The 16,347-nt window shown below is 60.2% G+C and carries 6 protein-coding genes; 1 reads left to right on the top strand and 5 read right to left on the bottom strand.

Annotated features, from left to right (window positions below; translation table 11 throughout):
• Window positions 1-10: 10 nt before the first annotated feature.
• Both AB4N41_RS15915 and AB4N41_RS15920 read right to left on the bottom strand, forming a co-directional pair.
• Entirely contained in the window at window positions 11-2,170 is a 2,160-nt protein-coding gene (locus AB4N41_RS15915; RefSeq protein ID WP_252877675.1) for a type I secretion system permease/ATPase, read from the bottom strand.
• Window positions 2,171-2,331: 161 nt separating this feature from the next.
• The gene (locus AB4N41_RS15920) at window positions 2,332-3,690 is read right to left on the bottom strand and encodes a TolC family outer membrane protein (protein WP_016771146.1); all 1,359 of its coding nucleotides are present in this window, start codon (window positions 3,688-3,690) and stop codon (window positions 2,332-2,334) included.
• Window positions 3,691-4,222: 532 nt separating this feature from the next.
• Between AB4N41_RS15920 and AB4N41_RS15925 the strand changes: the two genes are divergently transcribed.
• The gene (locus AB4N41_RS15925; protein WP_460137852.1) at window positions 4,223-12,070 is read left to right on the top strand and encodes a retention module-containing protein; all 7,848 of its coding nucleotides are present in this window, start codon (window positions 4,223-4,225) and stop codon (window positions 12,068-12,070) included.
• Between the two features lie 106 nt (window positions 12,071-12,176).
• On the opposite strand, the gene AB4N41_RS15930 is transcribed toward AB4N41_RS15925, so the two are convergent.
• From AB4N41_RS15930 to AB4N41_RS15940, 3 genes are all read right to left on the bottom strand, one after another.
• Window positions 12,177-15,197, bottom strand: a complete 3,021-nt coding sequence (locus AB4N41_RS15930) for an Ig-like domain-containing protein (protein ID WP_252877677.1) — start codon at window positions 15,195-15,197, stop codon at window positions 12,177-12,179.
• 149 nt (window positions 15,198-15,346) lie between these two features.
• Window positions 15,347-15,742, bottom strand: coding sequence for a YbaN family protein (locus AB4N41_RS15935; RefSeq protein WP_056783699.1), 396 nt, complete (start codon window positions 15,740-15,742; stop codon window positions 15,347-15,349).
• 10 nt (window positions 15,743-15,752) lie between these two features.
• On the bottom strand, window positions 15,753-16,340 hold the full coding sequence (locus AB4N41_RS15940; protein ID WP_101158594.1) for a UPF0149 family protein: 588 nt from the start codon (window positions 16,338-16,340) through the stop codon (window positions 15,753-15,755).
• Between the last annotated feature and the right edge of the window lie 7 nt (window positions 16,341-16,347).

Below are 16,347 nucleotides of genomic sequence, written 5' to 3' on the forward strand. Positions count from 1 at the left end.
GGCGTAACTCCTAGACCGCCGCCGAGCCGACACGGCCCTTGCGCAGCGCTTCGATGACTGCTTCTTTCGGGCCGTCAGCGACGACCCGGCCGTTGTCCAGCACCAGCAACCGGTCCACCAGGCTCAGCATTGAGGTGCGGTGGGTGACCAGCAGCAGGGTTTTGCCTTGCACCCAGCCATGCAGTTTCTGCCGCAGCGCATCTTCGCTGCTGTTGTCCATGGCGCTGGTGGGTTCGTCGAGCAGCATGATCGGTGGATCGAGCAGTAACGCGCGCGCCAGCAACACCGCCTGGCGTTGGCCGCCGGATAACAGTTGCCCGCGTTCGCCCACCGGTCGGTCGAAGCCTTGCGGGTGTTGCCGGGCCAGTTCGGTGACGCCAGTCAGTTCGGCGACTTCGAGCATGCGTGAGTCGCTGATGTAACGCGCGCCCAGGGTCAGGTTGTCGCGCAGGCTGCCAGCCAGCAGCGGCAGGTCGTGGGCGACATAACCGATCTGCTGGCGCAGTTCAGCTACGTCCAGTTGGCGCAGGTCGAGGCCGTCGAGCAGCAGTTGGCCTTCCTCAGCTTCATAAAAGCCCATGACCAGCCGCGCCAACGTGCTTTTGCCCGAACCGCTGCGGCCGATGATACCGACCCGCTCGCCGGCTTTCAGGCTGAAGCTGACCTCGCTCAGCGCCGGCGCATTCTGGCCGTTGTAGTGAAACGTCACGCCGCTGACGTCGAGGGCGCCTTGCAGCTGCGTGCGTTCCAGTGGCCGTTGTTTGCCGTCGCGCTCTTGCGGCAGGGCCATCAGCGCATCGGTGCTTTTCATCGTCAGTTGCGCTTGCTGGTAACGGGTGATCAGCCCGGCGATCTGGCCGAGCGGGGCGAGCACGCGGCTGCCGAGCATGTAGGTGGCGACCAGCGCGCCGACACTGAGGTTGCCGGCGATGATGCTGTAGACCCCGGCAACAATCGTCGCCATCCCGGAAAACTGCTGGATGAACAGCGTGCCGTTGGTGGCCAGCGCCGACAGGTTGCGCGCGTGGCTGTCGAGGCGGGTGAGGGCGCCGTGAGTGCTTTCCCATTTGTGCTGACGCTCGCTTTCGGCGCCGCAGGCCTTGAGGGTTTCCAGGCCTCCGAGGGTTTCGATCAGCACCGCCTGACGCTCCGCGCCGAGGCTCAGGCTTTTTTGCACGGTGTCACGCAGGCGCACCTGAATCACCATGGCGAAAATGATCGTGATCGGAAACGCCAACAGTGGAATCACCACCAGCCAGCCGCCGAGCAGGCCGATCACCACCAGCATCAACACCACAAAGGGCAAGTCGATCAGGCTGGTCAGGGTCACGGCAGTGAGAAATTCACGCAGGCCCTGGAAGTCGTGAATGCTCTGGGCAAAGCCGCCAATGGTCGCCGGCCGCGCTTTCATCGACATCCCGGTGATGCGCTCGAACAACGTCGCCGAGAGGATCACGTCGGTTTTCTTGCCGGCGGTGTCGAGCAGGTGCGCACGGACCACGCGCAGCACCAGTTCAAAACCGGTGCCGATCAGCAAACCGATCGACAGCACCCACAGCGTCGAGGTCGCCTGATTGGGCACCACGCGATCGTAGGTCTGCATGACGAACAGCGGCACCATCAGGCCGAGCAAATTGATCAGAAAACTGGCGAGAATCGCATCGCTGTACAGCCATTTCGACAGTTTAAGAGTGTCGCGAAACCACGCATTTACCCGTGGCACCAGCGGCGCGCGCAGGTCTTCGAGTTCGTGGCGCGGGCGGGCGAACAAGGCCTGGCCGCTGTAGTGTTCGCCAAGCTCTTCGCGACTCACCCATTGCTCGCCGCCGTCGGCTTCGCTGGGCAGCAGCAGGGCTTTGCCATCCTCGCCAAACCGCCGCAGCACAGCGGTGCGGCCGTCGTTGAGCAGCAGCAGGATCGGCAGGTTCAGCGGTGAAATGTCTTTCAGGTCACGGCGCAACAAGCGCGCCTGTAATCCGGCCCGCGCTGCTGCACGGGGCAGCAGATCGAGGCTCAGGCGTTGTTTGTTCAGGGGCAGCCCGGCGCTCAGGCTGGCACGACTGACCGTGGCGCCATGCAGTTTGCAGAGGATCAGCAGGCCGTCGAGTAACGGGTCGTCGAAGCTCAGGCGCGGATCGACCCCGGTGGCGCCGGGTTCCATGCTGGTCATAGTGATTGCCTCTGTTGAACGGGCTCGGTTATCGGATCGTTCCCACGCTCTGCGTGGGAATGCAGCCCGTGACGCTCCGCGTCACTGGACGCGGAGCGTCCCTTGAGGCATTCCCACGCAGAGCGTGGGAACGATCAGGGCAAAGTCAGTTCCTGCACCGTTTACTTCAGTTCCGGCAGGCGCGCCTGGTTTTTTACTTCGGTCGTGGCAATCGCATCAGCCGGCAGCACCACGCGCTGTTTGCTCAGCAACTGGCCCATGTTCGCCAGCACGCGGTACATCGAGTATTCCTCGGTGTAGCGGATTTCGGTGTAGCGGCGGTTGGCGTTGTACAGCTCGTTTTCGCTGTCGAGCAGGTCGAGCAGGGTGCGTTGGCCGAGGCCGAACTGGTCCTGATAAGCGGCGCGCACGCGTTTGGTGGTTTCGGCATATTCGCGAGCGGTCGGCGTCTGCTTCTTGGCGTTTTCCATGGCGTTCCAGGCCAGACGAATGTTCTCGTTGAGCTGACGCAGGGCGTTGTTGCGGATGTCCATCGCCTGGTTGATGTCGTGGGCATTCGCGGCCAGGCGTGCCTTGTCGCTGCCGCCACGGAACAGGTTGTAGTTCATCACCACACCGACACGCCATTCGTTGTCGTGGCCTTCATCACCCTGCACGTTGTTGTTTGCGCCGACTGCTGCTTCGGCATCGAAGCGCGGGTAGAACGGCGACTTGGCGACTTCGTACTGGCTCTCGGCGGACTGCACGTCAGCCTGGGCCGATTTCAGGTAAGGGTTGTTGTCGACCATGCTCTGCTGCGCTTCACGCAGGTCCGGCGGCATCTCACCGCGAGTCGAGGCCGGGGTTTCCAGCTCATCGGGCATGCGTCCGACCACGCTGTAGAAATTCGATTCGGCGTCGGCCAGATCGACTTCGGCGGTGTCGAGGTTGTTCTGCGCCAGTGCACGACGGGCAACCGATTGATCGGAGTCGGCGGTGCTGCCGATGCCGCGCTCGGTGCGCAGGCCGATCTGATCGTTGACACGCAAGTGCGCCTGCAGGTTGTTCTTGGCCAGCGTCACCAGTTCACGCCGCTTGAGCACTTCGAGGTAGACCTCGATGGTGCGCAGGGCCAGATCCTGTGCGGTGCCTTGCGCGTAGTAGGCGCGCGAATTGGACACGCCCTTGGTGCGCTCGACTTCGTTGGCGGTGTTGAAGCCGTCGAAGATCATCTGCCGCAAGCGCAGCTCCGACTGGGTGTAGTTGAGGATTTCGGTATTGTGATTACCGAAGGCGCGAGTGTTGGTGTTGTCGCTGTAGCCGCGCCCGTAGGCAGCGTTCAGATCGACCGACGGATAAAACCCGCCCTTGGCCACTTTCACCTGTTCATCCGCTGACAAGCGGGCGTCCACGCGCGACGCCAGTTCCGGGTGAGTGGCGATGGTGCTTTGAATCGCCTCGGTGAGGTTCATCGCCTGGGCTTGGGAAGTGCAAGCCATGGCCAGCAAAACCGCGCTGCAGAGGGGGGTTAAAACGCGCATGGGTGCATCTCCCTGGATCTCAATGTTGTGTTACCGTCGCCAAATATTTGACGTAAATTTTGGGTATAAGCGTTTCACTCTTGTAACAACAGAGCTAAGAACATCCTAGAGCGTAGCTAAGAAAAAATTTTCATAAGGTTTATTCCAAAAAAAACTTATGCGGTTTTTCAAAAGCAGCACATTGTTCAGCTCGAAAGCCTTTGTTTTATGCGCTTTAGGGAGCTCGAAAAGGCTTGAGGAAAGTTCCATTCACTTTGCGAGACACTGCGAAGTACTGCTGAAGGGGAGGGACGCGTAACGGCGAATGAGCGACAGATTTTTGTCACTCGGGTGATTCACCACCGTTACGTAGCGCTAGTGGGTCGGCGGATTGAACAGGGTTGGCAAGTGCTTGATAGCGCTGACAATTCACCTCAAACCGGGCCTGCGAAACGAACTGTCGAGGGTGCGAGCGTCGCCCCCGGCAACCCGATTGAGCCATGGGCTGCTTCGCGAACCTGTGCCGACGGTGGTCGGCAGCGGAGGATTTCACATGGCAGCGCTCATCGGTACGGTCACAAAAGTCATTGGTCAGGTGTTCGCTCAAGCGAGCGACGGCATCAAGCGTCCGTTGTTCGAAGGCGATCGTTTGTACGCCGGCGATCAACTGATCACCGGCGCGGAAGGCGCGGTGGCAGTGAAACTGCAAAACGGCGAGGAATTGACCCTCGGTCGGGGCAGCAGCATCACCATGACCGGGCAATTGCTGGCCGACCAGGCTGTGCCGGTGAACGTCGACGAAGCGCAGACCCCAAGCCAGGCGCAACTGACCGATGTCGAGCAAATCCAGCAAGCCATCGCCGCCGGTGAAGACCCAAGCAAAACTGCCGAAGCCACTGCGGCCGGCCCCAACGCGCCCACCGGCAATACCGGTGAACTGGGCGGCGGGCATAGCTTCGTTCTGCTGACCGAAGTCGGTGGCCGGGTCGATCCGATCATCGGTTTCCCCACCGCCGGCTTCAACGGCATTCCCGAATTTCCCGAGTATCGTCGCGACGCGGACATCGACAATGGCGACGACACGCCAGCGCCGGTCGTGGTGCCACCGCCACCGGTGAACAACCCGGTCATCCTGAACGGCCTCGACGCGGCGGGCGGCGAGCTGAACCTCAATGAAGCCAATCTGCCTGACGGTACAGCGGCCAATCCAGGCGCGCTGACGCAAAGTGGCAGCTTCACGGTCTCGGCAGCGGATGGTTTGAACAGCCTGAGCATCGGCGGCATCAACGTGATTGTTGGCGGCGTGCCGATCGGCTTTCCCCAGTCGATCACCACGCAACTGGGCAACACCCTGACCATCACCGGTTACAACGCGGCGACCGGCACGGTCAGCTACAGCTACACCCTCAACGGCAACGAAACCCACGCGGCCGGCGACGGCGTGAACAATCTCAGCGAACAGTTCACCGTGATCGCCACCGACAGCAATGGCGACAGCGCCACTGGCACGCTGGACGTGAATATCACCGACGACGTGCCCAAAGCGTTTGACGACGCCAACGGCATTGCCTCGGAAACCTTGCTGACCCTGACCGGCAATGTCCTCACCAATGACATACAAGGCGCCGACCGCGTACCCACCGGTCCAGTCACGCCCGGTACATTCACCGGTACCTACGGCACCTTGGTTCTGAACGCCGACGGCACCTACACCTATACCCTGAACACCAGCGATGCCGATTTCAAAGCCTTGACCGGCGGCGGTAACGGCACTGAAACCTTCGCCTACACCATCACCGATGCCGACGGCGATAGCAGCAGCGCCAATCTGGTTCTGCAGATCCACAACAACGACGATCCAGTCACCATCGACGGCCTGAACGTCGCTGGCGGCGAGCTCACGGTTTACGAAAAAAACCTCAGCGACGGCAGCGCTCCGGATACTGGCGCGCTGACGCAAAACGGCACGTTCACCATCACTGCACTGGACGGCGTCACCACGCTGACCGTCGGCGGCATCGCCGTAGTGACCAACGGCGTCGCCGCAGGCTTCCCGCAATCGATCACCACGCCACTGGGCAGCACGCTGACGATTACTGGTTTCAACGCTGCAACCGGTGTAGTGAGTTACAGCTACACCCTGGCCGACAACGAAGCGCATCCGAACGCCAACGGCGCGAATAATCTGCCTGAGCAGTTCGCAGTCACGGTGGTCGATGACAACGGCACGACGGCCACCGGCACCCTCGACGTGAACATCGTCGACGACCTGCCGAAAGCCAACGACGACAGCAACGGTACCGCCTCGGAAAGCCAACTGACCCTGACCGGCAACGTCCTGACCAACGACGTGCAAGGTGCCGACCGCGTACCGACAGGCCCGGTTACGCCCGGCACGTTCACCGGTACTTACGGCACCTTGGTTCTGAACGCCGACGGCACTTACACCTACACCCTGAATACCAGCGATGCCGATTTCAAAGCCTTGACCGGTGGCGGCAACGGCACAGAGACCTTCGCCTACACCATCACTGATGCCGACGGCGATTCCAGCACTGCCAATCTGGTTCTGCAGATCCACAACAACGACGATCCAGTCACCATCGACGGCCTGAACGTCGCCGGTGGCGAGCTGACGATCTACGAAAAAAACCTCAGCGACGGCAGCGCCCCTGACGCTGGCGCACTGACGCAAAACGGCACGTTCACCATCACTGCACTGGACGGCGTCACCACGCTGACCGTCGGCGGCATCGCCGTGGTCACCAATGGCGTCGCCGCAGGCTTCCCGCAATCGATCACCACGCCACTGGGCAGCACGCTGACCATCACCGGTTTCAACGCTGCAACCGGCGTGGTCAGTTACAGCTACACCCTGGCTGACAATGAAGCGCATCCGAACGCCAACGGCGCGAATAATCTGCCTGAGCAGTTCGCAGTCACGGTGGTCGACGACAACGGCACGACGGCCACCGGCACCCTCGACGTCAACATCGTCGACGACCTGCCGAAAGCCAACGATGACAGCAATGGCACTGCCTCAGAAAGCCAACTGACGCTGACTGGCAATGTCCTCACCAACGACATACAAGGCGCCGATCGCGTACCGACCGGCCCAGTCACGCCGGGTACTTTCACCGGTACTTATGGCACGTTGATGCTGAACGCCGACGGCACCTACACCTACACGCTGAACACCAGCGACGCCGACTTCAAAGCCTTGACCGGCGGCGGTAACGGCACGGAAACCTTCGCCTACACCATCACCGATGCCGACGGCGATACCAGCACTGCCAACCTCGTTCTGCAGATTCACAACAACGATGATCCGGTGCTGCTCAATGGCCTCGACGTCAACGGTGGCGAACTCACCGTCTACGAAAAAAATCTCAGCGACGGCACCAGCCCCAACACCCCAGCGCTGACCCAGAACGGCACTTTCACCGTCAGTGCTCTCGATGGTCTGCAGACCCTCACGGTTGGCGGCATCGCGGTGATCACCAACGGCGTGGCCGCAGGTTTCCCGCAATCGGTGATCACACCCCTGGGCAGCACCTTGACCATCAGCGGTTATGATCCGGCGACCGGCGTGGTCAGCTACAGCTACACCCTGGCCGACAACGAAGCCCATCCAACCGCCAACGGCGCCAACAGCCTCACCGAGAACTTCGACGTCGTCGCGACGGACACCGATGGCAGTACCGCCAGCGGCCAGATCAACGTCAATATCGTCGATGATTTGCCGACCGCGCATGCGGACGCGGCTTCGGTGGCGGAGGGCGGTACCGTCAGCGGTAACGTACTCAACAACGATGTCGGCGGCGCGGATGGCCCGGCGGTTACCGGCGCAGTGGTCGGCGTGCGTGTCGGTGCCGACACTTCGACGTCGGCCATCGGCGGGCTCAATTCGCAGATCAACGGCACCTACGGTTACCTCACGCTTGATGCCAACGGCAACGCCGTTTATCACAGCAATCCGAACACGGTGAACGGCCCGGGCGCGGTGGATGTGTTCACCTACACCGTGCGCGATGCCGACGGTGACGAAAGCACCACGACCATCACCATCGATGTCTACAACAGCTGCCTGAAAGCGGTCAGCGACACCGATGTCACCGTCTACGAAAAAGCCCTCGACCTGAACCAGGATGGCCAGGATCTGGCAGCGGGCAGCGTGGTCGGCAGCGATCCGAACAGCACTGGCGAAACCGCTTCCGGCACCCTGGTCGGCTCGGTCACTGGTGCGGTCGGAGCGATCAGCTATGCACTGGTCGGCAGCGCCACCGGTAATTACGGGCAGATCGTCCTCAATGCCAATGGCACTTACACCTACACCCTGACTTCGCCTGCGACCACCACGCCGCACGCCGACGATGGCGCCAACAGCCTGAGCGAAACATTCACCTATCAGGCCACCGATTCGCTGGGCAATGTCGTCACCAGCACGATCGTTGTGAGCATCGTCGATGACGTGCCGAAGGCGCTGAATGACAGCAATGCCGACAGCGCAACAGAAGCCCAGGTGACCCTGACCGGCAACGTCCTCGACAACGACGTGCAGGGCGCCGACCGCGTCGCCAGCGGCCCGGTAACCGCCGGTACTTTCACCGGCACTTACGGCACGCTGGTGCTCAACGCCAACGGCACTTACACCTACACGCTGGACGCCAACGACGCCGATTTCAAAAACCTCCAGGGCGGCGGCAACGGCACGGAAACCTTCGCCTACACCATCACCGATGCCGACGGCGACACCAGCACCGCCAACCTGGTGCTGAACATCCATAACAACGACGATCCGGTGTGCCTCGACGGCCTCGATGTGAAGGGCGGCGAAATCACCGTCTACGAGAAAAACCTCAGCGACGGCAGCAGCCCCAACACCTCGGCGCTGACCCAAAGCGGCAGCTTCACCGTGACCGCCCTCGATGGCCTGCAAACCCTCACGGTCGGCGGCATTGCGGTGATCAGCAATGGCGTCGCCGCCGGTTTGCCGCAATCGGTGGTCTCGCCACTGGGCAGCACCTTCACCGTCACCGGTTATGATCCGGCCACCGGCGTGGTCAGTTACAGCTACACCCTGGTCGACAACGAAGCTCATCCGAACGCCAATGGTGCCAACAGCCTCAGCGAGAGCTTCGACGTGGTCGCCACTGATACCGATGGCAGTACCGCCAGCGGTCAGATCAACGTCAATATCGTCGACGATTTGCCGACTGCCAACGCCGATACCGGCTCGGTAGCGGAGGGCGGCACGGTCAATGTCAGTGTGCTCGTCAATGACCTCAGCGGCGCCGATGGTGCCGCAACGGTGGTCGGCGTGCGCGCCGGCAGCAACACCGCGACATCAGCCAGCGGCGGGCTCAACAGCAACATCAACGGCAACTACGGCTACCTGACCCTCGACGCGGCGGGCAATGCGGTTTACCACAGCAACCCGAACTCGGTGAGCCCGCCGGGCGCGACCGACACGTTCACCTACACCATCCGTGACAGCGATGGCGATGAAAGCACCACGACGCTGACCATCAACGTCGCCGACAGCAAACTGGTCGCCTCGGTCGATCAGGATGTGACGGTCTATGAAAAAGCCCTCGACCTGAACAAGGATGGCCAGGATCTCGCCCCCGGCACAGTCACCGGCAGCGAACCGGGCAATACCGGTGAAACCGCCAGCGGCACGCTGGTCGGTTCGGTCAGTGGCGGCAGCGGCGCGATCACTTACACCCTGGTCGGCAACGCCACCGGTAGCTACGGGCAACTGCTGCTCAACGCTGACGGCACCTACACCTACACGCTGACCTCGGCGCCGAAAACCGCGCCGAACGCCAACGACGGGCCGAACACCCTCAGCGAAACGTTCACCTACAAAGCCACCGATGCACTGGGCAACAGCACCACCAGCACCCTCGTGGTCAACATCGTCGACGACATACCGAAAGCCGTTGCCTCGGATCGCTCGGTAACCGCAGTGGAGATCGATTCGAACATTCTCATCGTCCTCGACATCTCCGGCAGTATGGCTGATGCCTCCGGCGTGCCGGGCCTGTCGCGGCTGGCACTGGCCAAGCAGGCCATTGGTGCCTTGCTCGACAAGTACGATGATCTGGGCGATGTGAAAGTGCAGCTGGTGACGTTCAGCAGCAATGCCGCCGACCGCACCACCGTGTGGGTGGATGTCGCCACCGCCAAGACACTCCTCGCCGGTCTCAACGCTGGCGGCGGCACCAACTACGATGCTGCCGTAGCAGTGATGCAGACCGCGTTCAACACCTCCGGCAAACTCACCGGGGCACAGAACGTCGGCTACTTCTTCTCTGACGGCAAGCCCAACGAGGGCGACATCGGCACGGCTGACGAAGCCGCGCTGAAAAACTTCCTCGACGCCAACAACATCAAGAACTACGCCATTGGTCTGGGCAGTGGCGTGAGCAACGCCAACCTCGATCCGCTGGCCTACGATGGCATCAACCACACCAATACCAATGCGGTGGTGGTCACCGATCTCAATCAGCTCAACTCGGTATTGTCCGGCACCGTGCAGGGCGCGCCGGTCACCGGTTCGCTGCTGGGCGAGGGCGGTTCGTTCGGCGCCGATGGCGGTTTCATCAAGTCGATCGTGGTCGACGGCACCACCTACACCTACGATCCGAAAGCCCTCAGTGGCCAGGGTTCGTTGACCGCGAGCGGCGGCGCCAATCACGGCACCTTCAATACCGCCAACAACAGCGTCAGCATTGCCACCAACAACAGCGGCACGCTGGTGGTCAATCTTGATACCGGCGAATACAGCTACACCTCGCAGAAAACCACCGCAGTGGTGATCACCGAAAACATCGGCTTCACCGTCAGCGACAACGACGGCGATCTGGCCAGCTCCACCCTGACGGTGAAAGTGATCCCCAACGCGCCACCGGTGGCGATGGACGATCACGTCATCACCAACGTGCTGTCGGGCAATATCGTGGTGCCGGGCGAGCTGTTGCTGGCCAATGACACCGATCCGAACGGCGACACCCTCAACGCCACACCCACCAGTTTCAATACCGGTTGGGTGTCGAAAGCGGCGGACTTCACCGGCAGCGGCCTGATCGGCTTCACTGGGCAGACCAATAACGCAGCCAACCAGAACCTGGCCAACGTGCGCAGCGCCTTCAGCGCCAATGCCGCGACCATGACCGCCGTGCTGGTGGTCAGCGGTTATCTCGGCATGGTGAGCAACAGCAATGCCAACGATGAAGACCGCATTACCGTGAACCTGCGCCAGGGCGAAACCCTCAATCTGGATCACAATCTGGGTGCCGGGAAGATCAGCATGGAGTATTCGCTCAACGGCGGTGCCTGGATGGCGCTGGCGGACGGCCAGACCCTCAGCGCCTCGGCGGACGGCGTCTACCAGATTCACATCACCAACATTGGTAATGGTGGCGGCAACCCGAATGCGGCGGAGAACTACCAGCTGACCATGACCCTCAACTACGCCGCGGCCCACGACATCACGCCGGACTACCACGGCACTTACGCCGCCAACGACAACCACGGCGGCAGCGACACGGCCAACGTCAGCATCAGCTATCAGGACGGCCACACCCTGACCGGCACTGCTGGCGACGATGTGTTGGTGGCGGGCAGCGGCAACAACGTGATCAATGCCGGCGACGGCAACGACGTACTCACGGCAGGCTCCGGCAATAACGAAATGCACGGCGACGCTGGCAACGACTTGCTCTACAGCGGCGCGGGCAACGATCTGCTCGACGGCGGCACTGGCAGCGACTCCGCCAGCTACGCCCACGCCACAGCCGCCGTCACCGTCAATCTCGGTCTGCTGGGTGCGCAGAACACCCTCGGCGCCGGTACTGACACGTTGACCGGCATCGAAAACCTGCTCGGCTCCAACTTCAACGACAGCCTCACCGGCGACGGCAACAACAACGTGATCAACGGTGGCCTCGGCAACGACTTCCTCAATGGCGGCGCTGGCGATGACTTGCTGATCGGTGGCATGGGCAACAATACGCTGACGGGCGGGGCAGGGGCCGACACCTTCCAGTGGCTCAAGGGCAACAGCGGCCATGACCTGATTACCGATTTCACCCCCGGTACCGACAGGCTCGATCTGTCGCAACTGCTGCAAGGCGAAAACGCCAGTACCGCGTCGCTGGACGACTATCTGCACTTCACCGTCAGCGGCAGCGGCGCCTCGGTGATGACCAGCATCGACGTCAGCGCCATGGCCGGCGCCGCGCCGAACCAGACCATCGACCTGGCCGGCGTCAACCTCGCCAGCCACTACGGGGTGACCCCGGGCGCCGGCGGCATGATTGCCAGCGGTCACGACACAGCGACGATCATCAGCGGCATGCTCAATGATCATTCGTTGAAGGTGGATACGGTCTGAGCTGAGGTCTGAAACAACAAAACCCGCCGCCCCGGTTGAATCGGGACGGCGGGTTTTGTCTTTCTGCAGAGAAGTGTTGTCTGTGAATCGGATTTCGCGAGCAGACTTACCCGTAAATGGGATAGATACACCATGGCGCCCATCGGGCATTCAGGTCCGGATGGCAAACAATTCCGCCATTGGCATGCGCATATATCGACCGCGAGTTGCTCGGGCAGCCGCCTTCATCGCACATCCGGTATATGCCCCCAGCGGCTATTGGCCAATAAGGATCGGGTCCATATACCACTTGCATTGTGTGCAGTGCACCACCCATGGGTAGTGAGCCCGGAATGCTGTATCGCCAGTTGAGCGCCTCTTGGTGTGTCATGCCGTAGCCGCCGATAGCCAACTGATAAACATTCGTCACACTGACGTAATAAGAAAATGAGCTGAATCGGTCCTGTACGGTAATGTACGTATTGCCGTTACGTATGCCCGTGACTTTCCCGTTGCCGTCGACATAAGCCACGTTCGGATTACTGCTTCTGTAGGTGATCGGGTGGACGCCTGTAGACGGGACGGCGGCGCGGATTTGGGTATTGTTTGGAAAATCTGCACTGTGAGTGTGGCGCCATGCATAAACTCTCAGTCCTGACAGGGCCATGGCGCTGTTGTTGACTTGCAGCGCTGTGCGCAGCGTGAACGAGCGTAAAGGAGAGAGAAGACCGTCGCCATAGAGTGCTCGAATCTGCACGACTGTCAGTACATCGACAACGAGCCCCTTCAATAGCGTCGAAAATTTCCCTTCCTTGTCTGTGGTCAATGTCTCTATCGACTTGCCATTCACCAGAACTTCAACCTGCTGTTCTACGCTCGCAGTTCCCTCGACCGTGACATTCGGATCAACCGTCAGGTCGGTATGCGGAATCTCCCTGTTCTGCGAGTCCTTAATCAGTGTGATGACCGGCTGCAGCTCAACCAGAGATTCGATCTGATAGGTCTGGTGGGGAAATTCCACTGGATTGCCGCGCAACCCCAGGCGCACGGAAAATATCAATGTCGCCGTACTGCCGCTTTTGAGATTTTTCAACACTTCCAGCGTCGGCGTTGACAGTTCCCGTATCAGCCCGGCGCTGGTGACGCTCGCCTCCGCGTTCATGATGACGTGGCGAACAGGGTTGTCTTTGCTGTCGATGCCGATCAGCACCAGCGTCATGCTCTGGCCCGGCCGTTGTCCGTGCCAGAGGTTGACCGCCAATTTGTCTGCGCTGGTCAGTTTTTTTACGTCCAGGATTGCGTTATCAATGCCAATGATTCGCGGTCTCGGAAACCTGGGATCCTGATCAGCGATCAGTTTGAAAGAAATCTCAGTTTCCGGAGAAGATCCGATTTTCTTGCCGTCCTGATTCAGGTTGAATTTGAATCGCACGGTTTCACCGTGAAGCGCCACAATGAGGCGCCTGTCGAACGTAAAGCGGGCTTGTTTGGCCGAATCCAGATCTACCAGCGGGAAGCGATCAAATCCCAAGGGCAGTGGTGTGCACACCAGGCGAACCTTCTCGGTCTTGGCATCGAGATATTCCACCAGCATGCTCGGCAGCGCTGCCAAGGGATCAAGCGGATTAGTGAAAGGCGATACCAGTGAGGGCGGCGTGAGGACAAGCTCCTTGGGATCGCCGATCTTCAACTGCGCGATATCGGAAAAGACTTCACTTTCGCCGGGATTGGTGATGGTGGCCTGCACGGCCAGTCTCGCGCTGGCGTAGGGCTTGATGTACTCGTTCTCGGCCTCGAAAACGATGGGCTTTGAAGGATCCGTTACAAGCTGTCCCCAAGTAAACCGTACCAACTTGCCGTTGATGTCTGTGGTCTGCCAATGCAGCTTGACCTCTGCCCCTTGTTTCAAGGGCCAGAAACTGGCGACATTTATAAAGGCTTTGGCAGTGTCGACTGCCAGCTCACCTTCCACCAGTGGGGTGACCTCCGGTGCTCCCAGTGGCAAGGATTTACCCGCAACGGTGACGTCAGCAGGTTTGGAAAGTTTGGACTGACCTGCTCTGGTCAGAATATAAGTTGCCCGTAAACTTCCACCTATCACATTTTGAATGCGGAAATTTTCCACGGGAAAGTTCAGTGTCTTGCTGTCTACGGTCACCGTTAAAGAATAGGTATGAGTGACTGGCACGTTGTTTCGGGTGAATCCTTCCAGTGTCAGGGCGATCACATCGTTGATCGCAAAACTGCCCGTCAGGAGAATGTTCGTCGGGCCGCCTGCAAGCCAGTCATGGTGTATTACGTCGTCGGCATCGGACTGCTCGAAAATCGGCGCGGTCAGCAGGGTTATTACGGGCTTGAACGGCAGAATGAGCGGTTCCGAAAAACCACTGGAGTTCTCGACAATGTCATAAACGCTCCAGCGCACCACCAGATTGCTGGTTTGTTGCAATTTGCCGAGCAAGTCAGGCGTCAGCTTGAAAACGATGTCGGCCGAGTCGTCGGTAACGACAAAGTCCAGCCGCAGCGAACCAAATGTCAGCACGACCGTATCGCCGATCTGCTGATTGAAGTAATGCTTGACCGTGACTTCCATGCCCTCATCGATGACGTTCTGATCGACGATACTTTCCGATGCGATTGGCAGCTTGAGGCCCTGATTGGAAGGCTTGCCGCCGTCAATGTCCGCTTCGCCCGGAGCGGGATGTTTGAACCAGAGTTGTGAGTGTGGCGATTCCCCCGGGTTGCCGCTCAGTCTCGTGACTTTAATCCAGCAATCCAGCCTGACGTCGGTAAACGGCAGGAATTTCTCCTCGAGGGTTTCAGCTGTAATGTAAAAAAGTACGGTTTTAGGGGTCTTTCCATCGGCCTCAAAATCGTCCTCTGTAAGGGCGAAATCAATCACGGACGAAGGGGTGGTGACATCGGGTCTATCGAGGAAGACTTCGATCCGGTCACCGAGGGCTTGAGACAGATACGCCGGGAGACTGAAGCCCAATCCGTTAATGTTCTGAGCAATCATGGCGATGTTGATACCGTAGCTCTGGTCAGTTTGCAGCTTGTACAGGAGTGGTTGCGGCGGATAGAGGGCCAGCACACCGATACCGGAACGCGGCGCAGGAGGGAATATCAGGTATTGTGAGCTGGTCATGAATTTTCGCCTTCCATACGGGGCGCTTACCTGGGCTGTCAGCGCCGATACGGAAGAATTAAGCATGCGACGTTAAAGCGCGCACCTGTCAACTCTGACAGGTGCGGACTGATATCGGATGAACGGTTGTGCCGCCGACGGTGGAGCAATCAGCGTTTTTTCAAGGTCTTCTGCCGCACAATATAAACCGTCACCAACACCGCACTGGTCAGCATGAACCCACGCGCCCAAACCAACGGCACCAGATAACACGAGAACAGAATGCTCACCCACATCAGGCCGATCGCGTAGACCTTGCCTTTGAGCGGGATGCCGTTGCCTTCGAGGTAGTCGCGAATCCATGGCCCCAGCCGTGGATGTTCGACCAGCCAGCGATAGAAGCGCGGAGAGCTGCGCGCGAAGCAGGCCGCGGCGAGCAGGAGGAAGGGGGTGGTGGGCAGGACCGGCAGGAAGATGCCGATCACCCCCAATGCGACGCTGAGCCAGCCGATGGCCAGCAGGACGTAGCGCAACATCAGGGGGCGGTTGCCTATGGGGTTGTCCATAGGCCGGTTCTTAGTGATGACGAGGCTTGAGGATCGCCGGTTTTTCGTCGGGGGCCTGGCACAGCAGGTACAGCGCGGTCAGGGCTTCCGGGATCTGAACGATCATGTCGTCCATCAGGTTGGCGTCCTTGGCGATGTCTTCGAACTCAGGCTGCTCGTCGAACAGGCCGGAACCGACCATGATCGGCAGGAGCATTTCGCTGACTTCTTCTTCGGCGGTTTCGAACCAGGCCGCTTCGCGCAGGAACACGCCTTCCATGAAACCGATGCACCAGCCGCGCAATTCGGAATCGTCCGGCTCTTCGCCCAGATCCAGTTCGCACGGCAATTCGAATTCTTCATCCGAGGCCAGTTGACGAGCGATGTGCGCTTTGAGGCCGATCAGTGTGGCTTCGATTTCGGCACGCTGGGCTTCGTCGGCGTAATGCGGCTCTTCGGCGAACAGCGCGTCGATCCACTCGCGCTCCGGAACGTCTTCGGAGCAGATAGACAGCGCGGTCAGGTAACCGTGGGCGGCGACGTAATCCAGCGCCTCGTCGTGCAGCTCGTCGGCATCGAGGAAGACTTGCAGGCGGGTCAGTTGCTCAGCGAAGGACATTACGGGG

The organism is Pseudomonas sp. S2_A10, from assembly GCF_054668465.1.